Source organism: Amycolatopsis acidicola (assembly GCF_007713735.2).
Classification (GTDB): domain Bacteria; phylum Actinomycetota; class Actinomycetes; order Mycobacteriales; family Pseudonocardiaceae; genus Amycolatopsis_E; species Amycolatopsis_E acidicola.
In genome coordinates this window covers 1-22,634 of sequence record NZ_VMNW02000026.1, presented here as the reverse complement: position 1 = coordinate 22,634, position 22,634 = coordinate 1, and the positions used below count along the sequence as shown (strand labels likewise).

23 protein-coding genes are annotated in these 22,634 nt (G+C 69.9%); 13 read left to right on the top strand and 10 right to left on the bottom strand.

Annotated features, from left to right (window positions below; genetic code table 11):
- Positions 1–96: 96 nt before the first annotated feature.
- From FPZ12_RS18830 to FPZ12_RS18815, 4 genes are all read right to left on the bottom strand, one after another.
- Complete coding sequence (locus tag FPZ12_RS18830) at positions 97–993, bottom strand: amino acid ABC transporter permease (RefSeq protein ID WP_144755445.1); 897 nt, start codon at positions 991–993, stop codon at positions 97–99.
- Entirely contained in the window at positions 990–1,685 is a 696-nt protein-coding gene (locus FPZ12_RS18825; RefSeq protein ID WP_424923618.1) for an amino acid ABC transporter permease, read from the bottom strand. The genes FPZ12_RS18830 and FPZ12_RS18825 overlap by 4 nt, the downstream gene beginning before the upstream one ends.
- A 164-nt stretch (positions 1,686–1,849) precedes the next feature.
- The gene (locus tag FPZ12_RS18820) at positions 1,850–2,695 is read right to left on the bottom strand and encodes a glutamate ABC transporter substrate-binding protein (RefSeq protein WP_144755452.1); all 846 of its coding nucleotides are present in this window, start codon (positions 2,693–2,695) and stop codon (positions 1,850–1,852) included.
- Between the two features lie 27 nt (positions 2,696–2,722).
- Positions 2,723–3,451, bottom strand: a complete 729-nt coding sequence (locus FPZ12_RS18815) for an amino acid ABC transporter ATP-binding protein (protein WP_208025906.1) — start codon at positions 3,449–3,451, stop codon at positions 2,723–2,725.
- Positions 3,452–3,673: 222 nt separating this feature from the next.
- On the opposite strand from FPZ12_RS18815, the gene FPZ12_RS18810 reads away from it, so the two are divergent.
- The 4 genes from FPZ12_RS18810 (at position 3,674) to FPZ12_RS18795 (ending at position 6,419) form a co-directional block, all read left to right on the top strand.
- Positions 3,674–3,895 (top strand): ribbon-helix-helix domain-containing protein, encoded by a 222-nt coding sequence (locus FPZ12_RS18810; protein WP_144755458.1) that lies wholly within the window; start codon positions 3,674–3,676, stop codon positions 3,893–3,895.
- The gene (locus tag FPZ12_RS18805; protein WP_144755461.1) at positions 3,895–4,242 is read left to right on the top strand and encodes a type II toxin-antitoxin system PemK/MazF family toxin; all 348 of its coding nucleotides are present in this window, start codon (positions 3,895–3,897) and stop codon (positions 4,240–4,242) included. The genes FPZ12_RS18810 and FPZ12_RS18805 overlap by 1 nt, the downstream gene beginning before the upstream one ends.
- Before the next feature lie 213 nt (positions 4,243–4,455).
- Complete coding sequence (gene miaB, locus FPZ12_RS18800) at positions 4,456–5,946, top strand: tRNA (N6-isopentenyl adenosine(37)-C2)-methylthiotransferase MiaB (protein ID WP_144755464.1); 1,491 nt, start codon at positions 4,456–4,458, stop codon at positions 5,944–5,946.
- Positions 5,943–6,419: an Rv2732c family membrane protein gene (locus FPZ12_RS18795; RefSeq protein ID WP_166462816.1), complete on the top strand. Its 477-nt coding sequence runs from the start codon at positions 5,943–5,945 to the stop codon at positions 6,417–6,419. The genes miaB and FPZ12_RS18795 overlap by 4 nt, the downstream gene beginning before the upstream one ends.
- 127 nt (positions 6,420–6,546) lie before the next feature.
- On the opposite strand, the gene FPZ12_RS18790 is transcribed toward FPZ12_RS18795, so the two are convergent.
- On the bottom strand, positions 6,547–7,443 hold the full coding sequence (locus FPZ12_RS18790) for a LysR family transcriptional regulator (RefSeq protein ID WP_144755467.1): 897 nt from the start codon (positions 7,441–7,443) through the stop codon (positions 6,547–6,549).
- Positions 7,444–7,527: 84 nt separating this feature from the next.
- On the opposite strand from FPZ12_RS18790, the gene FPZ12_RS18785 reads away from it, so the two are divergent.
- Positions 7,528–8,721, top strand: a complete 1,194-nt coding sequence (locus tag FPZ12_RS18785) for an MFS transporter (protein ID WP_208025903.1) — start codon at positions 7,528–7,530, stop codon at positions 8,719–8,721.
- Here the strand turns inward: FPZ12_RS18785 and FPZ12_RS18780 are convergent.
- Together FPZ12_RS18780 and FPZ12_RS18775 are read right to left on the bottom strand one after the other, a co-directional pair.
- The gene (locus FPZ12_RS18780) at positions 8,657–9,295 is read right to left on the bottom strand and encodes a TetR/AcrR family transcriptional regulator (protein ID WP_144755470.1); all 639 of its coding nucleotides are present in this window, start codon (positions 9,293–9,295) and stop codon (positions 8,657–8,659) included. The genes FPZ12_RS18785 and FPZ12_RS18780 overlap by 65 nt on opposite strands.
- Complete coding sequence (locus FPZ12_RS18775) at positions 9,295–11,682, bottom strand: glycoside hydrolase family 3 protein (RefSeq protein ID WP_243769909.1); 2,388 nt, start codon at positions 11,680–11,682, stop codon at positions 9,295–9,297. The genes FPZ12_RS18780 and FPZ12_RS18775 overlap by 1 nt, the downstream gene beginning before the upstream one ends.
- A gap of 92 nt (positions 11,683–11,774) precedes the next feature.
- Between FPZ12_RS18775 and FPZ12_RS18770 the strand changes: the two genes are divergently transcribed.
- A complete protein-coding gene (locus tag FPZ12_RS18770) occupies positions 11,775–12,221 on the top strand; it encodes a DinB family protein (RefSeq protein ID WP_144755473.1) in 447 nt (148 codons plus the stop codon).
- 67 nt (positions 12,222–12,288) lie between these two features.
- Here FPZ12_RS18770 and FPZ12_RS18765 read toward each other — a convergent pair whose 3' ends face one another.
- The gene (locus FPZ12_RS18765; RefSeq protein ID WP_144755476.1) at positions 12,289–13,602 is read right to left on the bottom strand and encodes a DUF349 domain-containing protein; all 1,314 of its coding nucleotides are present in this window, start codon (positions 13,600–13,602) and stop codon (positions 12,289–12,291) included.
- A gap of 292 nt (positions 13,603–13,894) precedes the next feature.
- Between FPZ12_RS18765 and FPZ12_RS18760 the strand changes: the two genes are divergently transcribed.
- From FPZ12_RS18760 to dapF, 3 genes are read left to right on the top strand one after another with little or no spacing between them, the layout of a single operon-like run.
- Positions 13,895–14,566, top strand: a complete 672-nt coding sequence (locus FPZ12_RS18760; protein ID WP_144755479.1) for a class III extradiol dioxygenase subunit B-like domain-containing protein — start codon at positions 13,895–13,897, stop codon at positions 14,564–14,566.
- Positions 14,563–15,462 carry a tRNA (adenosine(37)-N6)-dimethylallyltransferase MiaA gene (miaA, locus tag FPZ12_RS18755; protein WP_144755482.1) on the top strand — a complete coding sequence of 300 codons (900 nt, stop codon included), beginning with the start codon at positions 14,563–14,565 and terminating at the stop codon, positions 15,460–15,462. Before FPZ12_RS18760 ends, miaA begins: the two co-directional genes overlap by 4 nt.
- Before the next feature lie 9 nt (positions 15,463–15,471).
- Entirely contained in the window at positions 15,472–16,293 is an 822-nt protein-coding gene (gene dapF / locus FPZ12_RS18750; RefSeq protein WP_150980406.1) for a diaminopimelate epimerase, read from the top strand.
- On the opposite strand, the gene FPZ12_RS18745 is transcribed toward dapF, so the two are convergent.
- Entirely contained in the window at positions 16,284–17,525 is a 1,242-nt protein-coding gene (locus FPZ12_RS18745) for an MFS transporter (protein ID WP_144762040.1), read from the bottom strand. The two genes, dapF and FPZ12_RS18745, sit on opposite strands and share 10 nt — an antisense overlap.
- A 64-nt stretch (positions 17,526–17,589) precedes the next feature.
- Between FPZ12_RS18745 and FPZ12_RS18740 the strand changes: the two genes are divergently transcribed.
- From FPZ12_RS18740 to FPZ12_RS18730, 3 genes are read left to right on the top strand one after another with little or no spacing between them, the layout of a single operon-like run.
- Positions 17,590–18,084: a winged helix-turn-helix domain-containing protein gene (locus tag FPZ12_RS18740; RefSeq protein ID WP_144762052.1), complete on the top strand. Its 495-nt coding sequence runs from the start codon at positions 17,590–17,592 to the stop codon at positions 18,082–18,084.
- A 43-nt stretch (positions 18,085–18,127) separates the two neighbouring features.
- Positions 18,128–19,558 carry a GTPase HflX gene (gene hflX / locus FPZ12_RS18735; protein WP_144762037.1) on the top strand — a complete coding sequence of 477 codons (1,431 nt, stop codon included), beginning with the start codon at positions 18,128–18,130 and terminating at the stop codon, positions 19,556–19,558.
- 23 nt (positions 19,559–19,581) lie between these two features.
- The gene (locus FPZ12_RS18730) at positions 19,582–20,598 is read left to right on the top strand and encodes a hypothetical protein (RefSeq protein WP_243769913.1); all 1,017 of its coding nucleotides are present in this window, start codon (positions 19,582–19,584) and stop codon (positions 20,596–20,598) included.
- A 49-nt stretch (positions 20,599–20,647) separates the two neighbouring features.
- Here FPZ12_RS18730 and lexA read toward each other — a convergent pair whose 3' ends face one another.
- A complete protein-coding gene (gene lexA / locus FPZ12_RS18725) occupies positions 20,648–21,367 on the bottom strand; it encodes a transcriptional repressor LexA (protein WP_144762034.1) in 720 nt (239 codons plus the stop codon).
- 264 nt (positions 21,368–21,631) lie between these two features.
- Here lexA and FPZ12_RS45645 point away from each other — a divergent pair, with 264 nt between their 5' ends.
- Positions 21,632–22,093, top strand: a complete 462-nt coding sequence (locus FPZ12_RS45645) for a hypothetical protein (protein ID WP_166462815.1) — start codon at positions 21,632–21,634, stop codon at positions 22,091–22,093.
- Positions 22,094–22,634: the final 541 nt, after the last annotated feature.

The window sequence follows — 22,634 nt, the reverse complement described above, 5'->3', positions numbered from 1 at the left end:
CACCGGACTGAAAACCGCCGGGGCGGAAAACCCTTGGTGTGTAAGGGTTTTCGCCCCGGCGGCTCGGATCGGACTGCTCGGGTCCGACTGCTCGGGTCAGACGGCTGCGCCGGTGTCCATGTCGGTCTTGATGTGCACCGGCTCGGCTCCGCCGCCCAAGGCCCGTGGGGCCTTGCGCCTGCGGGAAAGCCTGCGTTCCAGCCAGGACGCGAAGGAGGTGAGGATCAGGTTCATGATGATGTAGAGGATCGCGACCACGATCAGCGTCGGGATGGTGTTGCTGAAGTTCGCGGTGATCGTGCCGGACGTGCGGATCAGCTCGGTGTAGCCGATCGTCAGCTGCCCGGCGAGCGCCGTGTCCTTCAGCACCACGACCAGCTGGCTCACGATCGCCGGGAGCATGAGGGTGACGGCCTGCGGCAGCAGGATGTTCGTCATCACCTGCGTCTTGCGCATGCCCAGCGTGTAGCCGGCCTCGCTCTGTCCCCTCGGCAGCGCCCTGATGCCGGAGCGGAACACTTCGGCCAGCACCGAGCCGTTGTAGAGCACCAGGCCGGTCACGGCGGCGAACAGCGGCCGGGTCTCGGAGTCGATGTCGGTGTAGTAGGCGTAGAGCTCGGCCGCGAACACCATCAGCATCAACACCGGGATGGCGCGGAAGAACTCGACGATCACGCTTGCCGGAACGCGGATCCACCGGTGCTCGGACAGCCTGCCGATGCCGAGCAGCGCGCCGACGGGTAACGCGATCACGATCGACAGCGCGGCGGCCTTGAGCGTGTTGACCAGGCCGGGCAACAGGAACTGCGTCCAGGTGGAGGCGTCGAGGAAGGGCTTCCACATGGCGCTCGCCCACTGGCCCTTGGCGTCGAACCCCGAGTAGATGAAGTAGGCGAGGGCCAGCAGCGCGATCACGAACAGCACGCTGTAGATGATGTTGCGCGCCTTGGCCTTCGGGCCCGGCGCGTCGTAGAGAACGGAGGGAGCGCTCATCGTTTGACCTCGGCCTTCTTGGCGAGCCAGCCCAGGAGCAGCCCGAGCGGGAGCACCAGTGCGGCGAAGATGACGGCGAAGAGGGCGAAAACGAGGAACAGCTGGTCCGACTCGTTCTCGATCATCGTGGACATCAGCAGCGCGGCTTCCGCGACACCGATCACCGCGGCGACGGTGGTGTTCTTCAGCAGCGCGATCAGCACGTTCGCCAACGGGTTCACGACGGAACGGAACGCCTGCGGCAACACGATCAGCCGCATCACCTGGCCGAAGGACAGCCCGAGCGCCCGTGCCGCCTCAGCCTGCCCGACGGGCACGGTGTTGATGCCCGACCGGAGGGATTCGCACACGAAGGTGGACGTGTAGGCGATGAAGCCGAGGATCGCGAGCCGGAAGGCGTTGTCCGTCAGCGACGTGGAGGACTCGGAGTTCGCGAGCTGCAGCCCCAGCGTCGAGGAAAGGCCCAGCGACGTGAACAGGATGATCACCGTCAGCGGGGTGTTCCGGAACGTGTTCACATACACGGTGCCGAAAGCCCGCATCAGTGGCACGGGGCTCACGCGCATCGCGGCGAGCAGCGTGCCCCAGATGAGCGAGCCGATCGCCGACCAGAACGTGAGCTGGATGGTTGTCCAGAAAGCTCCGACCAGGTCGTAGTCGGGATTGTCGAGGAATTCGAACACCGTATCCAATCCTGCCCTGGTGTCTTTAGCGGAAGTAGGTGCGAGTCAGGAAACGAAAAGCCTGTCCGGGACCGGGAGAGCCCCGCTCGGGACTCCTCCCGGATAAGGAACGGTGCGCCGCCGGGCCGGCCGGCGGCGCACCGTGTTGTTCGGTCGGATCAGCCCGACGTGGGTCAGGGCGCGATGGCCGGCGGCGCGCTCGGCAGGTTGTACTTCGCCTGCCCGACGTTCGCCTTCAGCGCGGTGAGCCAGCTGCCGTCCTGCTCCATCTTGGTGATCGCGTCGTTGATGGCGGTGCGGCCCTGCGTGTCGTCCTTCTTCAGGCCGACGCCGTAGTTCTCGTCGGTGAAGCCCTTGCCGACGACCTTGAGCTTGTCCGGCTGCTGCAACGCGTAGCCCGCCAGGATGATGTCGTCGGTCGTGACCGCGTCGACCTCCTTGTTGAGCAGCGACGTCACGCACTGGCTGTACGTCGCGCGCTCGAGGAGCTGCACGTCCTTGGCGTACTTGTCCTTGACGTTCTGCGCGGGCGTGGAACCCTTCACCGAGCACAGCTTCTTGTTGCCGGTCAACGACTCCGGCCCGGTGATGTCATTGTCGTCCGAGCGGACCAGGAGGTCCTGGTGCGCCACGAAGTACGGGCCGCCGAAGGAGACCTCCGCCTTGCGCTTGTCCGTGATCGAGTAGGTGGCGACGATGAAGTCGACCTCACCCTTCTTGATCAGGTCCTCGCGCTGCGCGGACTGCGCTTCCTTCCAGGTGATGTTGTTCTCGTCGACGCCGAGCTGCTTGGCGATGTACTTGGCCACGTCGACGTCGAACCCGGCGTAGGTGCCGTCCGGCTTCTTCAGCCCCAGCCCCGGCTGGTCGAACTTGATGCCGATGGTGAGCTTCTTGTCGTTCTTGGCCTTGTCGACGAGGTTCGCGGAGCTGCCGCCCCCACCGCCGCCACACGCGGTCAGGGCCAGGCTCGCCGCCGCGGCCACCGCGCCGACGCGCAGAATTCGACTCCACTGCATGATTTCGTCAGGTCCCTTCGGGTTTTACTAATGGGTCAGGATCTTGCCCAGGAAGTCCTTGGCGCGCTCGGACTTCGGGCTGGTGAAGAAGTCGTCCGGGGTCGAGTCCTCGACGATCTCACCATCGGACATGAACACCACGCGGTGCGCGGCCCGCCGGGCGAAACCCATCTCATGGGTGACGACGAGCATGGTCATGCCGTCCGCGGCGAGGCCGGTCATGGTGTCCAGCACCTCCTGGACCATCTCCGGGTCCAGCGCCGAGGTCGGTTCGTCGAAGAGCATCACCTTGGGCTTCATCGCCAGCGCCCTGGCGATGGCGGCGCGCTGCTGCTGGCCGCCGGAAAGCTGGGCCGGGAACTTCTCGGCCTGGTTGGCGATCCCCACCCGTTCGAGCAGTTCCATCGCCGTCTTGCGCGCCTCACCGGAACCCACCTTGCGGACCTTGACCGGCGCGAGCATCACGTTGTCGACGATGCTCTTGTGCGCGAACAGGTTGAAGGACTGGAACACCATCCCGACGTCGGCGCGCAGCGCGGCCAGCGCCTTGCCCTCGGCGGGCAGCGGTTTGCCGTCGACCGCGATCTCGCCCGAGTTGATCGGCTCGAGCCGGTTGATCGCCCGGCAGAGCGTGGACTTGCCCGAACCCGACGGCCCGAGCACGACGACGACCTGACCCCGCGGCACCTCCAGGTTGATGTCCTTCAGCACGTGCAGGTCGCCGAAGAACTTGTTCACGTCCGTCGCCCTGATCATCGGCGGCGCTGACGTCGCAGTGGTCATCGAACCCTCCATACCCTGGCTCACCCCGGCGATCTAACACCGAAGCGGCTACTGGCGCCCGCAAATCGGATCAAACGCAACCTAGGCGTCATCTGCGACACCAGGCAAAGCACACCATAGTCACGCAAGGTGCCCAGGCAGGGCGGGGTCCGGCATGGGTGGCACCCCGGTGGCAACCGGAGTAGCATGACCGGTATGAAGCTGAGTGTGAGTCTGGGCGAGGAGGACGTGGCCTTCCTCGACGAGTATGCGGCGGAGACCAGGGCCGGGTCCCGTTCGGCCGTGCTGCACCAGGCGATCGACATGCTGCGCGCTTCCCAGCTGGAGGACGCCTACCAGGCGGCGTGGGCGGAGTGGGAAGAAGAGGAGGCCGCGGTCTGGGAACCGGTCGCGGGTGACGGGGTGGTCGCGGGCTGATGCGGCGTGCCGAGATTCGCCTGGTCGATCTGGAGCCGGTGCGCGGTTCGGAGGCGGCGAAGGTCAGGCCGGCGGTCATCGTCAGCAACGACGGGGCGAACTCGGTGGCCACCAGGCTGGCGCGCGGGGTGGTCACGATCGTGCCGATCACGTCGAACGTCTCGAGGGTGTTCCCGTTCCAGGTGCTGCTGCGAGCGGGTGACTGTGGTTTGCGGATGGACTCGAAGGCGCAGGCCGAGCAGGTGCGGTCGGTGGCCGTGCAGCGCATCGGCAAGAAGGTGGGGCACGTGCCCGCGGTGATCATGGCGAAGATCGAGCACGCGCTGCGGGTGCATCTGGGGCTGTGACCTCCGGACGAAAGCTGCGAAGCCCAGGGCCGTGACATCCCGAGCTGCGACTTCCAGGGCTGTGACTTCCAAGGCTGTGACATCCAGGGCTGTGACATCGGAGCGGCGCGGCGACATCGGCGCTGTGACATCGGGGCGGCGCGGCGGTCGGCCGGGGGAGTGCCGCGGCAGCCACCACAGGGGTGAAACAGGCCAGGTTTACCCTGGTAGGCGATGAGCGCGCCAGAGGTTGGAAAAACCTACCAAATCCGTACGTTCGGCTGTCAGATGAACGTACACGACTCCGAGCGCCTTGCCGGGCAATTGGAGGAGGCGGGTTACCGGCCCGCGGACGGGGCCGATCACCCGGACCTCGTCGTGTTCAACACCTGCGCGGTCCGCGAAAACGCCGACAACAAGCTGTACGGCACGCTCGGCCACCTGCGTCCCGCGAAGGACGCGAACCCGGGCATGCAGATCGCGGTCGGTGGCTGCCTCGCGCAGAAGGACCGCGGTGAAATCGTCAAACGCGCGCCCTGGGTCGACGTCGTCTTCGGCACGCACAACCTCGGCGCACTGCCGGTGCTGCTCGAACGCGCCCGGCACAACGCCGAGGCCGAGGTGGAGATCCTCGAGTCGCTGGAGACCTTCCCCTCCACGCTGCCGGCCCGCCGGGATTCGGCCTACTCGGGCTGGGTGTCGATCTCCGTGGGCTGCAACAACACCTGCACGTTCTGCATCGTCCCCTCCCTGCGCGGCAAGGAACGGGACAGGCGCCCGGGCGAGATCCTGTCCGAGGTCGAGGCGCTCGTCGCGGAAGGCGTGCTGGAGGTGACGCTGCTGGGGCAGAACGTCAACTCCTACGGGGTCGAATTCGGGGACAGGCAGGCGTTTTCCAAGCTGCTGCGCGCCTGCGGTTCGGTCGACGGCCTGGAGCGGGTCCGGTTCACCTCGCCGCACCCGGCCGCCTTCACCGACGACGTGATCGAGGCGATGGCCGAGACCCCGAACGTCTGCCACCAGCTGCACATGCCGCTGCAGTCGGGTTCGGACCGGGTGCTCAAGGAGATGCGCCGCTCGTACCGGTCCAGCCGGTATCTGTCCATTTTGGACAAGGTGCGCGCGGCGATGCCGGACGCGGCGATCACCACCGACATCATCGTCGGCTTCCCCGGCGAGACCGAGGAGGACTTCCAGGCCACCCTCGACGTGGTCCGCAAGGCCCGGTTCTCCAGCGCGTTCACGTTCCAGTACTCCAAGCGCCCCGGTACCCCGGCCGCGGACATGCCGGGCCAGCTGCCGAAGCAGGTCGTGCAGGAGCGCTACGACCGGCTGGTCGAGCTCCAGAACGAAATCGCCTGGCAGGAGAACAAGAAGCTCGTCGGGCGCAAGGTCGAGCTGCTCGTCGCCACCGGCGAAGGCCGCAAGGACGCCGAGACCCACCGGATGAGCGGCCGCGCCCGCGACGGCAGGCTGGTGCACTTCAGCCCGGCGGGCGCGGCGGTCGACCGGGAGATCCGGCCCGGCGACATCGTGGAAACAGTGATCACTTACGGCGCCCCGCACCATCTGGTGGCCGACGGGGAAGTCCTGTCGCACCGCCGTACCCGCGCGGGCGACAACGTGGAAGCCGGGCGGCGTCCGAAGACCGACGGGGTCAGCCTCGGGCTGCCTTCCTTCGGTGCTCCGGCGGTTCCGGCGACGACAGGCGGGTGTGGAGCGTGAGCGAAGTGCCGAACGGCAACGAGGTCGACCAGGCATTGGCCGACGACGTGAATCACGTGGTCACCAAGGCCTCGCGCACGGTCGAGCTGGGCCGGCGCGGGTTCGTGATCTCGATCCTGGTGTTCGTGTTGCTGGTCGGGCAGATCCTGCCGTGGGTGGGGGACAAGGTCGGCTGGCAGGTGCTGTTCGGTCAGGGCGGCGCGATCCCGCAGCTGTTCGCGGCCACGTCCACGTTGATCGGCATCGTGTGCTCGGCGCTGGCGCTCGCGACGCGGCGCTGGTGGCTGACGTGGGTGTGCGCGATCGGTGGCTGGTTCTCCTCCGTGGACGGGTTGCTGGCGATCTGGTCGCAGCAGTCCTCGCACGCGAACAACGCCGTCGGCGGCGGCCCGGGTATCGGGATGGTCATCGCGCTGGTGGCGATCGTCTTGGTGGCGGGCAACTGGATGCGCTCGGCCTTCTCCCGCGCCTGAGCCCTCCCGCACCTGAGCCGCGGCCCGGACGGGTAGCCGCGGGGCCGAGTGTCATTGCCAGCGCCGGGAACCGCCCACCGTCGCACTGCTCAAAGCCGGGCCAGTACGCCAGAACCCGCCGTAACCCTCACGGCCGCACGGGAAAGCGCTCGGCGAGCGTGGTCGCCAGGGAGCGGAACAGCCGCACCGCCGGGTTCGGGTCGCCGAGCCTGGTGGCCAGCACGCTGTGCTCCCAGGGCGCGTCCACCACGGGCACGCTGACCGTGCCGGGCCACGGGTAGTACCGCGCGAACGAACTCAGCGCCGAGCCCGCACCCCGCCCCGCCGAAACGCTCGTCAGCACTTCCTGCGGCGTCACGGCGTGGTCGGGCGAGCGCCGCGGGGCCTCGCCGCCGCGGGCCTCGGTGAAGTACAGGTAGTCGGTGAACGGCCGCGGCGTATGCGGCGGCACCACCACGAACGGCAGGTCGAGCACGTCGGCCAGGCGCACGGACGGCGCGTCGGCGAGTTCCCAGCGCGCCGGGGCGACGATGATCCGCTGTTCGGTGCTCAGCACGTCCACGGCGATCCGCTCGTCGGCGACGGCGGGCCGCACGAACGCGACATCCACCCGCCGCGAGAGCAGCGCGCTCGTGTGCTCGGTGAACGTGAGCGTCTCCAGCGCGAGCCGGATCCCGGGCCGGGCGCGGCGGAACGCGTCGATGACCTTGGGCGTCAGCTCCGCCGAGCCGTGGCCCATGATCCCGATCCGCAGCGTTTCCACGTCCGGCTGCGAGGCGCCGGCCACATCGTCCGTCGCCGAGTGCACTGCGTCGAGCAGGGAGCGCGCGTGCCGAGCGAAGCGTTCTCCGGCCGGGGTCAGTGAAACGGGGCTGCGGTGGAACAGCCGCGCGCCCAGTTCCCGCTCCAGCTGCTGGATATGCCCGGTCAACGCGGACGGCGACAGGAACAGCCGGGCGGCGGCCCGGCCGAAGTGCTGTTCTTCGGCCACCGCGAGGAACGACGAGAGCCGGCGGAGGTCCACCCTCCGAAGGTAGCCCCGTCAAGGTCGTTCGGAAAACGTGAACGTGATCGCGTTATCCGCTCGGACCGGCCGAAACTGGACGTCATGAGTGTTTCCACGGCGGCGGTCGCGAGGCCGGCCTGGCTCCGGGCCGCCCTGCTCATCACCGCGGCGGGCTGGGGCGCCAACCAGTTCTCCCCGCTGCTCGGCGCCTACCGCCACGAGCTCGGGCTGTCTTCGGCGACGGTGACCGGACTGTTCGCCGTCTACGTCGTCGGACTGATCCCCGGCCTCCTGCTGGGCGGCCCCGGCGCGGACCGCTACGGCCGCAAGCCGGTCGTGCTGGGCGCGGTCGTGCTGTCGCTGCTAGCGACTCTCGCGCTGATGGCCGATCAAACGCTCCTGCTGGGCATCGGCCGCTTCTTCTCCGGCGCCGCGATGGGCGCGGTGCTCGCCGCGGGCAGCGCGTGGGTCAAGGAGCTTTCGCACCCGCCATACGACCCGGATGCCGCGCCCGCGGCCGGCGCGAGGCGCGCGAGCCTGCTGCTGTCCGCCGGTTTCGGTATCGGCGGCCTGGTCGCCGGCTTGCTCGCGCAGTGGACGTCGTTGTTCACCGCGTACTTCCCGCATCTGGTGCTGTCCGTCGTGGCGCTCGCCCTCGCGGCCCGGCTGCCCGAAACGAGGCCACCCCGAGTGGCCGGTGGCGCGACGGGGATCCGCGATCCGCGCTTCTGGCGGCTGGTCGCGCCGGTGGCGCCGTGGGTGTTCGCCGCGCCGAGCATCGGGTTCGCGGTGCTGCCCGGACTGGTCGAGAAACGCTTGCCCGGCTTCGAAACCGCATACGCCGGGGTGGCGATCGCGATGGTGCTCGGCGCCGGCCTGCTCATCCAGCCCTTCGGCCGCAGGCTCGCCGACCACGGCGTGCTGCCCGTCGCCGTCACCGGGCTTTCGGCCGTGTGCGCCGGTCTGCTCATCGGAGCGCTGGCCGCGGCGACGACGCAGCCGGTGGTCGCCTTGGTCGCGGATTTGTTGCTGGGTACGGGTTACGGCCTGTGCGTGACGTTCGGGCTCACCGAGATCGGCAAGATCGCACCGCCGTCCGGGCTCGCCAGGCTGAGCGCGATCTTCTGGGCCCTCACGTACGTCGGGTTCTGCGCGCCTTACGTTTTCGCCCTGCTCGAGGAGCTGACCACCGCCCCGGTGATCCTCGTCGGGGCGGCGGCGCTGACCGTGGTCACCGGGGTGGCTGTTCCGGCGCTGAGCTCCACTGTTCGCGAAGTCCCTGCACGTGGGCGTTGAACAGTTTGGTCATCGACACGCTTTCCGGGCGCAGCAACCACTGCTGCTGCAACCCGTCCAGCACCGCGATCGTGGTGCGCACCAACGCTTCCACGGGCGCGTCGGCGCGGATTTCGCCGCGCTCCTTGCCTGCCTGGACGGCGTCGGTGAGCCAGGCCTCGACGTTCGCGTAGTGGCTCCGCAGCCACTCGTGCGCCGGATGGCCGGGCTCGATCGCCTCCGCCGAGACCCGCACGTACAGCCCGACCAGTTGTGGCCGGGTGGAGTTGCGGGCGACGAGCGCGGCGAGCGAGTCGAACGCGGCCCAGCCCAGTGGCGCGTCACCCCCGGCGCTGAGGAACTCGCCGTCCTCGGCGTCCCGCGCCTCCAGCACCGCCGACAGCAACGCCGTTTTGCTCGGGAAGTGGTGGAGCAGACCGGATTGTGACAGCCCGGTCTTCTCCGCGACCCGCGCGATCGACGTCCCCTTGAAGCCGGACGTGGCGAACAGCTCCATCGCCGCCCGCACAGCCTTCTCCCGCGACTCCGCCCCGGAGACGTCGCCCCGCGACCGGTATCGAGGTGGGAACGACATCAGGCCCCCACGCGGATCTTGGCCCGGACGTCGCCGAGCCCGCGCGCGATCAGCACCTCGCCGCCGAGGGGGAGTGGACGCCAGGAACCGTTGTCCCACAAGCGTTGTACCCGCTCGTCACACGGCACGTCGACGAGCGCGCTTTCCCCGGGAGCCAGTTCGACGCCCGCCCAGCCGATCAACCGCACCGGCTCGCCCTCGGGGCGCAGGTAGACCTGGACCACCTCGCGACCGTGCCGCTCGCCGGTATTGGTCACCTCGACCCTGGCCGACTCCACGCGTTCCCCGACGGACAGCCCGGCCTCCCCGTACTGCCACTTCGTGTAGCCGAGACCGTGGCCGAACCAGAACAGCGGCTCCTCGTTCCAGCCGCGATAACCGACGGCAATTCCTTCCGCGTAGGGAAGTTTGCCGTCCACCGGTGTGGTCGACCAGGCGGGACCGTCGCCATCGCGAGCCGGGAAAGTGGTGACGAGCCGCCCCGCCGGTTCGACCTCGCCGGTCAGCGCGGCCGCGACAGCCGCGCCCGCCTCCTGCCCCGGCAGGCCCGCCCAGAGCACCGCGTCGACGTCCTCCAGCCAAGGCATCAGCACCGGCGTCGCCGCGTTCACCACGACCAGTGTCCGCTTCGCCACCGCCGCGACGGCCGAGACCAGCGCGTCCTGCTCGCCCGGCAGGGCCAGCGTGGTCTTGTCCACGCCCTCGGTCTCCTGCTCCGCCGTCAACCCCACGACGACCACTGCCGCATCCGCTTCCCTGGCCGCGCGCACCGCGTCACTGATCACCTCGGCCGGCGGTTTCGGCGCGCGCCGCGCGACCAGCCCGAGTACGCGCATCCCGGTCTCGCCCGGTGTGGTCGCGCTGATCCGCGCGCCTTCCTCCAGGTCGATGTCGACCGTCCACGCCGGCGGGTTCAGCACCCCTCCGCCGGGTCCGTCGCCCGCGCCCAGCACCACGTCGTCGTGGACTCCCGGCGCGGTGAACTGCCAGGCCCCCGGCCCGCGCAGGCCGACGCGCAGCCGTTCCGTCCTCGTGACTTCGGCGATCAGTTCGAGGCTCGCGGCGTTGTCGAACCTGCCGAGGTCACCGGCGAAGATCTCGGCCGATTCGCGATGCCGCGAGTCGACGACGACCCCGTCCTGATCCCTGGTGATCACGCGGATGCCGGGCGCGCCCGTCTCCGGATCACGCAGCATTCCCGGCAACGGCGCCGTTTCCCCGGTGCGCACCTCGACTCCGTCCACAACGGACGCATCGAGCGCCTCGGCCATCGATACCACGTGCGGCGGCCGGACACGCGCCGACCCTCCGCCCTGCGCGACGGGCTCCAGCGCGTGCCTGCCGATGAGCGCGACCTTCTCGCCTTCGCGCAACGGCAACGCCGAATTCTCGTTCTTCAGTACCGTCATCCCACCGGCCGCCAGGCGCTTGAGCTGCTCGCGGCGCTCCGGCGAATCGGGTGCGGGCAACCCCTCCGGCCACTCGCGTTCTTCCCCGAACGCGCCCACCCGGTCGGCCAGCCGCAGCAGGCGGCGCAGGTGCTCGTCCACAGTGGACTCTTCGACCTCGCCCGCGCGGACGGCCGCGACCAGCTGCTCACCCCACGGCCCTTGCGGGCCGGGCATCACCAGGTCCAGGCCGCCGTTGGTGCTCGCGGCCGCCGACCGCGTGGCGAACCAGTCGGACATCACGAGCCCGTCGTAGCCCCACTCGCCCTTGAGCAGCTCGACGATCAGTGGCGCGTGCTCGGTGGCCGTGGTCCCGTTGATGCTGTTGTAGGAGGCCATCAACGACCACGGGTTCGCCTCCGCCACCGCCATCTCGAACGGCAGCAGGTACACCTCGCGCAGCGTGCGCTCGTCGACGACCGAGTCGACCGTGAACCGGTCGGTCTCCGACTCGTTGGCGAGGTAGTGCTTCGGGGTGGCCGAGATTCCCTTGCCCTGCAAGCCTTGTACGTACGCGACGGCCAGTTTGCCGGTCAGCAGCGGATCTTCGCTGTACGCCTCGAACAGCCGCCCGCCGAGCGGCGTGCGGTGCAGGTTGATCGTCGGCCCGAGCACCACGTGGATGTGCTGGTTGGCGGCCTCGTCGGCGAGCAGGGCGCCCGCCTCGCGCGTGACCTCCGGATCCCAGTGCTGCGCCAGCAGTGTCGCGTTCGGCAGCAGGCAGGTGATCTCGCCGTCGACGAACTCGCTGCCGCGGACCCCGGTGGGGCCGTCGGAGACGACCAGCCCGGCGAGGCCGATCGCCGGCTCGGGGTGCAGGGCGAACAACGCCGAGCCGGTCAGCAGCCGGACTTTCGCCGGCAGGTCCAGCGCCTCGATCGCCTTGTCGATCCGGGACTCCAGGTCGGTCATCAGCTTCGCCTCCTCGCGAACGGACACGGGGCCGAGCATACCGACCGAGTACTCGGTCGGTAGCCCGAAATGCCGAAGGGAGTTCTGCCGTGCTGGTGCCTTCGTGCCACGCTGGGCCGATGGCTTCCGCAGGTGAGGACATCCTGGATCTGTTCGACTACGCCTGGCAGCGGTTCCGGAACCGGATGGCCGGGCTGACCGACGAAGAGTGGCGGTGGCAGCCCATCGCCGACGACCGGGTCACGCTCCGCTGGCGGCTCGGGCACATCGCGGACCTCCTGCGCATGGAACGGAACGCGCCGTTGCTGGGGTTGTCCGAGGAGCCGGGCCAGTGGCCCGAACCGCGGAGCGCGGAGGAGGCGATGGCGCAGACCGAGGAGGCGTACGGGCGATGGCGCGCGAACTTGGCTTCGTTGAGCGAAGACGACCAGGCCAAGCTTCTCGGTGACGCCGCAGGCTACTACGCGACGTCGACCCGTCGCGCCTTCGCGCTGCACATCGTCGACGAGTTGATCCACCACACGGCGGAGGCGGCGCTCCTGCGGGACCTCTACGCGGGCCGCTGACCAGCCCGCAAAAACACAGGCGGGGCAAACGTTTCCGTCTGCCCCGCCCGGCTGAACTACCTGCCGATCACCGATCGGCGACCGCGCGCTCCGCGGCTTCCATCCACTCCCGCCACTGCGCGGCCTGCTCGTCCGCCTTCTTCGCGCGGCGCTCGTCGCCCGCCGCGCGGGCCTTTTCCGCTTGCGCCTCGAACTGCTGCACGCGCTCCCGGAACTGGTCGACCCTGGCCTGAGCCTCCGGGTCGGTGCGGCGCCAGCGCCTGTCCTCGACCTCGCGAATACGGTCCTGCACCGCCTTCAGGCGCCCGTCGAGCTCCCGGATCCGCTCGCGTGGCACCTTGCCGATCTCGTCCCACTGCTCCTGCAGCCTGCGCAGATGGGCCTTGGCCGCGTCCAGGTTCGACGACGGGTCGATCTTCTCCGCCTCGGTGAGCAGCTCCTCCTTCTGCGTGGCGTTCTGCGCGAACTCCGCGTCCCGCTCGGAGAACACCGCCGAACGACGGGCGAAGAACTTGTCCTGCGCCGCCCGGAACCGCTGCCAGAGCGCGTCGTCGGTCTCCTTCGGCGCGCGGCCGGCGGCCTTCCACTCGGCCATCAGGTCCTTGTAGCGCCCGGCCGTCGCGCCCCACTCCTCCGAGTCGACCAGCGACTCGGCCTCCGCGATCAGCTCTTCCTTGCGCACCTTGGCCGCCGCGCGCTGCTTGTCCAGCTCCGCGAAATGCGAGCCACGACGCCGGTTGAACGACTCGCGGGCCTTGGAGAAGCGCTTCCACAGCTCGTCGTCGGTCTTGCGGTCGACACCCTTGACCGTCTTCCACTCGTCGAGGATCGCGCGCAGCCGGTCGCCCGCGGCCTTCCACTGGGTGGACTCGGCGGCGATCTGCTCGGCCTCCTCGGCCAGCGCCTGCTTGCGCCCGATCGCGGCCGACCGCGCTTCCTCACGCTCGTGCTTGGCATCGGCCAGCGCGCGCTCCGCGTGCGCGACGATCTGCTCGATCCGGGCACCCAGCGCGGCCAGGTCACCCACGACGGCGGCGTCGACCAGGCTGTCCCGCAGCTGCGTGGCACTGGACAGCGCGTGCTTCGGGTCGCCAGCGCCCGACGTCAGCCTCGTCTCGAGCAGCTCGACCTCGGTGCGGATGTCGTCGAACCGGCGCGCGTAGTGCAGCAGGCCCTCGTCCGGCGTCCCGGCCTGCCAGACGCCGACGGCACGCTCACCATCCGCCGTCCGCACGTAGACGGTGCCCTCTTCGTCGATCCGGCCCCAGCGGGACGGGTTCTGTTCGGCCGGGGGCACCGGCCGGGCATCGTGGCCGGACGGCGCGTGCGCGTGCGGCATCTTGTGCGGTGCCGGGGTGCCGGTCTCTGTCTCGTCGGCCATCGCAGGCTCCTTATGCCTGTCGGCCCGCCGAACGGCGGGCGCCCCACCGGTGGGTGGGGCCGGGTGGTGCGGGTGTCGACCTCCCGAGCATTCAAGCAGTTCAGCGCTGCTTGTGGTACTCGGTGAGAGGGCTGGGGCGGGTGATTCTACTTCTGTGGCTGTGGGAGGCGTGTGATCGCGAGCGGCTGGGGCGGGTACTGCGCTGATGTGAGGCGGACTGTCTGTGGCTGTGGGAGGGGTGTGATCACGAGCCGCTGAGGACGATCCCACCCGCCCGGTAACCTCGGCCAGTGTGATCACGCATGTCGCGGTGGTGCCACATCCTCCCCTGGTGGTGCCCGAACTGTCCCCGGGGCCCGACGCCGGACTGACCGAGCTGCGCGAGGCCTGCCTCGACGCGGTCAAGCGCCTCGGTGACAGGTGGACAGCCGTCGGCGCGCACACTGAGAACGTGGTGCTCAGCGACGTCGCGGGCAGTTTCCGCGGATACGGCGCCGACGTGCGGGTCCGGCTAGCCGAAGAGGCCACGGAGAGCACGTTACCGTTGCCGGCGCTCGTCGCGGGCTGGCTGCGCGCACAAGCCGGGGCGGGTTCGGTGGAAATGCACCTGGTCGCGGCGGACACCGAGCCCGCCGAATGCGCGCGGATCGGCAAACAGCTCGACGATTCCGGGGCGACCGGGCTGCTCGTGCTCGGCGACGGCTCGAACCGGCACGGCCCCCGCAGCCCGGGCAGCGAAGACGAACGAGCGCCGGGCTTCGACAGCGATGTCGCCAAGGCCCTGCAGACGGCCGATGCCGGGGCCCTGCTGGAAATCGACCCCGCGCTGGCCCGCTCGCTGGGCGCCGGCGGCCGGGTGCCGTGGCAGGTGCTCGCGGGCGTCGGCGACGGCTGGCGGCCCGAGCTGCTCTATTCGGAGGCGCCCTTCGGGGTCGGGTACCACGTGGCGGTCTGGGAACGGTGAAACCGATAGCCGTCGTCGGCCCCACGGCCACCGGCAAGTCCGAACTGGCCGTCACACTCGCCCGTGAACTGGGTGGCGAGGTGATCAACGCCGATGCGATGCAGCTCTACCGCGGGATGGACATCGGCACCGCGAAGGTCACCGAAGAGGAGCGGCGCGGCGTGCCGCACCACCTCCTCGACGTGCTCGACGTGACCGAGACGGCGTCGGTGGCCGCCTATCAGCGCGACGCCCGCGCGGTGCTGGAAAAGCTGCTGGCCGAAGGGAAAGTGCCCGTGCTGACCGGTGGTTCCGGGCTGTACGTGCAGGCCGTCCTCGACGATCTGCGCTTCCCCGGCACGGATCCCGCGGTGCGGGCCCGTCTCGACGCGGAGGCGGCCGAGGTCGGTTCCGAGGCGCTGCACGAGCGTCTCGCGCGGCTGGATCCCGTGGCGGCCACAGCGATTCTGCCGTCCAACGCGCGGCGCGTGGTGCGGGCGCTGGAGGTCATCGAGATCACCGGGCAGCCGTTCTCGGCCTCCATGCCCAAGCCCGGCCCGCCGCGGTACGACACGGTGCTCATCGGAATCGATCGTGAAGTGGCCGAGCTCGACGAACGCGTCGAGCGCCGGGTGGACAGGATGTTCGAAGCGGGACTGGTGGACGAGGTGCGCGCGCTCGCCGGGCGCGGGCTGCGTGACGGCAAGACGGCGTCGCGAGCCCTTGGCTACCAACAGGTCCTCGCCGAACTCGACGGTGCCGGCGATTTCGCCGCCGCGGCCGCGGCGACCAAGCAGGCGACCCGTCGATTCGTTCGCAGGCAACGATCCTGGTTCCGCCGCGACGCCCGGATCCGGTGGTTCGCCGGGGCCGATCATGACGTGGCCGGACAGGTGCTCTCGGTACTCGACCAGTAGGCTGATCGGGTGGCAATCGAGTTCCTCAAAGGGCATGGCACCCAGAACGACTTCGTGCTGCTGCCCGATCCGGCCGGCCGTCTCGACCTGACGCCCGGCCGCGTCGCCGCGCTCTGCGACCGGCAGCGTGGGCTCGGGGCCGACGGGGTTCTCCGGGTGATCCGGAGCGAGGCCCTCGGACTGCACTCCGATGGCGAGTGGTTCATGGACTACCGCAACGCGGACGGTTCGCTGGCGGAGATGTGCGGCAACGGGATGCGCGTGTTCGCGCGGTACCTCGTGGACACCGGTCTGGCGCGGGAGCGCGAGTTCGTCGTCGGCAGCCGCGCCGGGGACAAACCGGTCCGCGTGCACGCCGACGGCCTGGTGACGGTGCGGATGGGCCCGGCGACCATCACCGGCTCCTCGGTCGCGATGGTGGGCGACCGCAACTTCTCCGGCGTCGCGGTCGATGTCGGCAACCCGCATCTGGTGTCCATTGTGGATGAAGATGTCGACGGGCTCGATCTGCGTGAGCAACCCCGCTACGACAGCGACTTCTTCCCCGAGGGCGTGAACCTGGAGTTCGTGAACCCGCGCGGCGAAGGCGCGCTCCGGATGCGCGTGTACGAGCGCGGCGTCGGCGAGACCAGGTCCTGTGGCACGGGAACGGTCGCGGCCGTCGCCGCCGCGCTGCACCTCGCTGGCACCGACACCGGTGAGTCCACAGTGGACATCCCGGGCGGCAGGGTCGTGGTGATCATGGACCACGGCGAGTCCACGCTGACCGGCCCGGTGGAGTTCGTCGCCCGCGGCGAGCTGGACGAGAACTGGTGGGCGGCTCAGGCGTAGCTGTGCTCGGCCGGGATATCGCGCATCCGCCGCAACGGTGAGAGCAGCAGCGGCGTCATCGGAACCACGATGGCGGCGGTCGCGACCCACAACGTGTTCCGCACGCCGATGCCTTCGCCGAGCGCGCCGCCGAGCAGTCCGCCCAGCGGCATCATGCCCCACACCACGAAGCGCACGGTGGCGTTCATCCGGCCGAGCAGGTGGTCCGGGCAGATCGCCTGCCGGTAGCTGACCTGCGCGACGTTGTAGACGATCACGCCGTAGCCCATCACGGCCAGGCCGGCGCCGGCGAGCCACGGGCCCCAGCCCGGCTCGGTGAGCGGCAACAGGACCTGCGCGGGCCAGGTGATCAGCGGTGCCAGCCAGATCGAGCGCGCCTGCCCGACGTGCCTGGTCCACCAGCCCGCGGTGAGCGCGCCCAGTACGCCGCCGACGCCGAGCGTGGTCAGCACCGCGCCCACGATGGCGGAGCTGTAGCCGAGGTCGCGGGTCAGGTAAAGGATCTGCATCGACAAGAACACGGTGTTGGCCAGGTTCGCCGTCGCCGTGCACAGCGTGATCGCCCGCAGTGTCCGGTTGCCGAAGACGAAGCGCAGCCCTTCGCCGATCTGGGTGCGCAGCGAAGCGCCTGTCCGTGGCGCGGGTTCGGGCTCGTTCGCCTTGATGCGCAACAGAAACAGCCCGGACGCGAGGTAGCCGATGCCGGTTGCGAACACCGCGTTCGCCGCGCCGGCCAGCTGCGCGAGCCCGCCCCCGACACTCGGCCCGACGACCTGCGCCGTGGACTGGCTCGCCTGCAGTTTCGCGTTGCCCTCCAGCAGTTGCGCGCGTCCGACCAGTGACGGCAGGTACGACTGGTAGGACACGTCGAAGAACACCGTGCCGACGCTGACCAGCAGCGCCACCACGATGAGCTGCGTGAGCGTCAGCACCCCGCCCCACCAGGCGAGCGGGATGGTCAGCAGAAGCCCCGCGCGGGTGAAATCCGCCCGCAGCATCAGGGGTCTTCGCCGCATCCGGTCCACCCACACCCCGGCGGGCAGCCCGATCAGCAGAAACGCCGCGTTCTCCGCCGCGGTCAGCAGCCCCATCTGGAACGGGCTCGCCGCGAGCACGGTGGCCGCCAGCAGCGGGATCGCCGTCTGGCCGACGTAGTTGCCGGCCTGGCTGACCGTTTCGCCCGCCCAGAGCCGCCGGAAGTCGGCGTGGAACCACAAGGTGTCGCGGCGCATGCGGCCAGCATCCCGCGAGTGATTGGAAACGGTCAATCACTTTTTCGCCTAGGCTCAGGAAGTGATCAGGCGAAGGCAGGCGACCGAAGCCGAGGCGAACGCGCTGGCGTCCGGAATACGGCTGCGGATCATCCGGTTGACCTATGCGGAGGCGCTGACGAACAAGGAGCTCGCCGAGCGGCTCGGCCGGGATCCGGCCACCACGCTGCACCACGTGCGCAAGCTGGTGGACACGGGTTTCCTGGTGGCACAGCCCCCGCGCCGGGGCAATCGCGGCGCGAAGGAGATCCCGTACCTGTCGAGCGGCTTGTCCTGGCACCTGTCCGGCGCCGGGCACGAGAAGGCCCTGAACGAGGCGATCCTGGAGGCCTACCTGGCCGAGATCGCCGAGGTGCCCATCGGCGAAGTCGAGCAGACGCGGCTCGTCGTGCAGGTCCCGGACGAGGACCTGCGCGAGTTCTCGGACCGGTTGCGGGATCTGCTCGAAGAATTCCGCGCCCGATCCGATACATCCGGGCGGCGGACCGCGATCTACCTGGCGACGTACCCGAGCCGGTAATCGGTTCGGAATCTCCCGTGACTCGTGGGAGCATGAAAGGACGATGACAGAACTGACACACACAGACTTTCGCGACGACCCGTCCATCGGTGAGCTGGAGCTGGAGGACCGCGCCTCACTGCGGCGCGTGGCCGGGCTCTCCACCGAGCTGGCGGACATCACCGAGGTCGAGTACCGGCAGCTGCGCCTAGAACGGGTCGTCCTCGTCGGCGTGTGGACCGAGGGCACCGCGGCCCAGTCGGAGGCCTCGCTGGCGGAGCTCGCCAGGCTGGCCGAGACGGCGGGTTCCGAGGTGCTCGAGGGCATCGTGCAGCGCCGCCCCAAGGCGGATCCGGCCACCTACATCGGCTCGGGCAAGGTGCGCGAGCTGTTCGACATCGTGCTGGCCACCGGGGCGGACACGGTGATCTGTGACGGTGAGCTTTCGCCGGGCCAGCTGCGCAACCTGGAGCAGCGGCTCAAGGTCAAGGTGATCGACCGGACCGCGCTGATCCTCGACATCTTCGCCCAGCACGCCCGCTCCAAGGAGGGCAAGGCCCAGGTCGAGCTGGCCCAGCTGCAGTACCTCATCCCGCGGCTGCGCGGCTGGGGTGAGTCGCTGTCCCGGCAGGCCGGTGGCCGTGCCGGTGGCGCGAACGGCGGTGTGGGTCTGCGTGGTCCCGGTGAAACGAAGCTGGAGACCGACCGCAGGCGGATCAGCAAGCGGGTCGCCAAGCTGCGCCGCGAGATCGCGGCGATGGAGACGATCCGCGACACCAAACGCGGCCGCCGGGTCGCGAACGAGGTGCCCAGCGTCGCGATCGTCGGCTACACCAACGCGGGCAAGTCCAGTCTGCTCAACGCCATCACCGGCGCGGGCGTGCTGGTGGAGAACGCGCTGTTCGCCACCCTGGACCCGACCACCCGGCGGGCCACTTCGCCCGACGGCCGCACGTACACGCTGACGGACACGGTCGGCTTCGTCCGGCACCTGCCGCACCAGCTGGTCGACGCGTTCCGGTCCACTTTGGAGGAAGCGGCCGACGCGGATCTGCTGCTGCACGTGGTGGACGGTTCCGATCCGGCGCCGGAGGAGCAGGTCAACGCGGTGCGCGAGGTACTCGCCGAGATCGGCAAGAACCGCTCCGAAGCGCTGCCGCCCGAGCTCATCGTGATCAACAAGGCGGACGCGGCCGACCAGCTTTCCCTGGTGCGCCTGCGGCATCTGCTGCCTGACGCGGCGGTGGTGTCCGCGCAGACCGGCAAGGGCGTGCCCGAGCTGGTCGACGCGATGGCCGAGCGGCTGCCGCGGCCGGAGGTCACGGTCGAAGCGCTCGTGCCGTACACCCGCGGCGAGCTGGTGGCCCGCGTGCACGCCGACGGTGAGCTGCTCACCGAAGAGCATCTGCCGGAGGGCACGAGGCTCACGGCGCGTGTCCGGCCGGATCTGGCGTCCGCACTGGAGGCGTATGTCGTGAACGGTTCGCCGGTTTAGGTCTCGGTAATGTCGGTGCGGTGATCCTTCGTCGCTGCGCGTCGCTGTTCCTGGTGCTGTCCGGGCTGTTCCTGCTGGCAGCGCCGGCTTCGGCGGCGGAGGCACCGGTCGACGTCTGCAAGGTGAAGGACAAGGATCTCGACGAGCTGTCCGGTCTGGTCAGCGACGGTCAGCACTGGTACGCGATCAACGACGGCGGCAAGAAGGTCCAGGTGTTCGTGCTGGACCGGGACTGCTCGGTGCGGCAGGTGATCACCAACTCCACCGACCCGTACGACGTCGAGGATCTCGCGCGCTCGTCGGACGGGACGCTGTGGCTTTCCGACACCGGTGACAACGACAAGAAGCGGGACACGGTGGCCCTGCTCGCCGTCACCCCGCAGGGCAAGACCACGGTGTACCGGCTGACATACCCCGATGGCGCGCACGACACCGAAGCGCTGCTGCTGGACCGCGACGGAACTCCGTATCTCGTGACGAAGACGCCCTTCGGGGACTCCGGCGTGTACCGGCCGAAGGCGGCGCTGGCGAGCCCCGGGCCCACCCCGCTGGAAAAGGTGGGCTCGCTGAACTTCCGGACCACGGATACGCAGGGCGGGCCGGTGCCGGGCTTCGGCACCGTGCTCGTCACCGGGGGCGCGACCAGTACGGACGGCACCGTGGTGGCGCTGCGCACCTACACCGACGCGTACCTGTACTCCGCCCCGGACGGGGACGTGCTCGCCGCGCTGGGCCGGACCCCGGTGCGGATCCCGCTGCCGAACGAGAAGCAGGGCGAGGCGATCGCCTTCGAACCGGACGGCACACTGCTCTCCGCGAGCGAAGGGACCGGCGAACCCATCCGCGCCGTGCACGGGGCCACCGCCCTGGTCACCCCCGCCACGACGGAGGCCGCGCCGGCCGCCGGCGGGGAGGCGGGCAGCGGCTCGGGCGGCTCGTCGGAGGGGATGGGCGCGGTGCCTGCACTGGTGCTGGCAGTGTGCGTCGCGGGCGCGGCGGCGTTCGTCTGGACGAAACTGCGCAGCCGCTTCCGAAAATGATTCGCACGCCTGTGCCAAAGATCGTTTTCCGGCGCGGTGGCGCCTGTCGTCAAAGGCGCCGGAGAACCGCCACGACCTTGCCGAGGATGGTGGCGTCGTCACCGGGGATGGGCTCGTACGCCTCGTTGTGCGGCAGCAGCCAGACGTGGCCGCCCTTGCGCTTGAACGTCTTGACCGTGGCCTCGCCCTCGATCATCGCGGCGACGATCTCGCCGTTGTTCGCGGTGGGCTGCTGACGTACCGCCACCCAGTCGCCATCGGTGATCGCGGCGTCGATCATCGAGTCACCGGTGACCTTGAGCAGGAAGACCTCGCCCTCGCCGACGATGTCCTTCGGCAGCGGGAAGACCTCTTCGATGGACTGCTCGGCCAGCACCGGGCCACCGGCGGCGATCCGGCCGACCACGGGGACGTACGCCGGTTTCGGCATGTCGCTCTCGGTGCGGCCGACCCGCGCCGCGTTCTCCGCCGCGGCCGTGAGCACGCCGACCGCGCGCGGCCGGTTGGCGTCGCGCCGGAGGTAGCCCTTGCGCTGCAGGGTGCGCAGCTGGTGGGACACCGAGGAGGTGGACGTGAGGCCGACGGCCTCGCCGATCTCCCGGACGCTGGGCGGGTAGCCGAAGCGGTCCACCCAGGCGCGGATCACCTCGAGCACCTGCTGCTGGCGGGGGCTCAGGCCCTCCTCGACGTCCTCGGGTTGGGGGAGTGGGTGCACGTCGCCGAAGCGGCCGCCAGGCCTGCGCGGGACCGTCTCGTCGGTGTCTGTCATGGTGCTGCCTCCCAGCCGCTCGGGCTCGCTTTTCCGGGGCCGGGCCGCAGACCTGCGCGCCGGCGCGTATCGCCTTGTACCGGTCACCCACGGTAGTCCACCGGGGCCCGAACATCAAACAACTGTTCGAGCGACACGCCGGGGTGCTCTCGATTTTGTCGGACCCTGGTGGTACACATTCGCGCAGAGGTTCGATAGAACGAGTGTTCGACCTGACGGGTCCCGTGCCCGGTCGGGTCGGCGAGACCGCGAGGAGGTTCCGCCATGTCGGTTCTGCTGGACGGAGACCCGGTCGCCGGGCGCGTCACCGAGGAACGCCCGCACGTGCAGCGCCCGGTGCGCCCGCGGCGTGTCGGCGAGGCGCGCCGCCCGCCCACGCGGGCGCGGGTCGTCGCGGGACGGCGTCGGGCGCCGGTGCCCGCTTGCGCGCCGCGGAAGGTCGCGCCGCGCTGGCCGTGGCTCGCCGCGCTGGGCATCGCCGTGGCGCTGGTCGTCACCGGTTTGGGTGTTTTCGCGCAGGGTATGGCGGAGCCGGTCCCGGAGCAGACGGCCACGGTGACCGTGGGCGCGGGACAGAGCCTGTGGGACGTCGCGCACGAGTATGCCCCCGGCGCGGACGCCGACGCCGTGGTCGCGCGCATCGAGCAACTGAACAACCTGACCGACGCGGTCGTCGTGCCGGGTCTGCCGCTGACCGTGCCCGTGGACGCGCCCGCCGGTTCCTGAGGCTGCGCCGCTGTTTCGCGCTGTTTCAGTGGCGCGCTGGTCCCGGTCGTGGGGTGCTGTTGGGTGCTCGGGTGCGCCCGCTGAGTCGTGCCGTGCTCCCCGCGCGCTTGTGCGTACGCGCTCGGTGAAGGTGCCTTGGTGAGGCGCCTTGGTGGAGGTGACTTGGTTTGTCGCTGCCCGCCGCTGCTCCGGAGCTTTCGCCCGCGCCACAGGCTTTTCGGCGCCGCAGCCGTGTGCGCCGCAGTCTTGCCGATCCGGCGGTCCTGCCCGCGCCGCAGCTTTGCCGCACTGTCAGCGTTGCTGTGCGATAGTCCTTGCCACGCCTCAGTTCTTGCCGCGCCGCCAGCCCCGCCGATGCGCCCGCCTTGGCCTGCGTCGCCACTTTCCGACCCGCCAGCCGCGCGCGCCACCGCCTCCCCGCCGGTCCGCCTGCCTTGGCCTGCGTCGCCACTTCGCGACCCGCCAGCCGCGCGCGCCACCGCAGCCCCGGCGCCGGGATCTCGTGATCGCTGCGCCCCTCGCCAGCTCCACTCCCCACCGC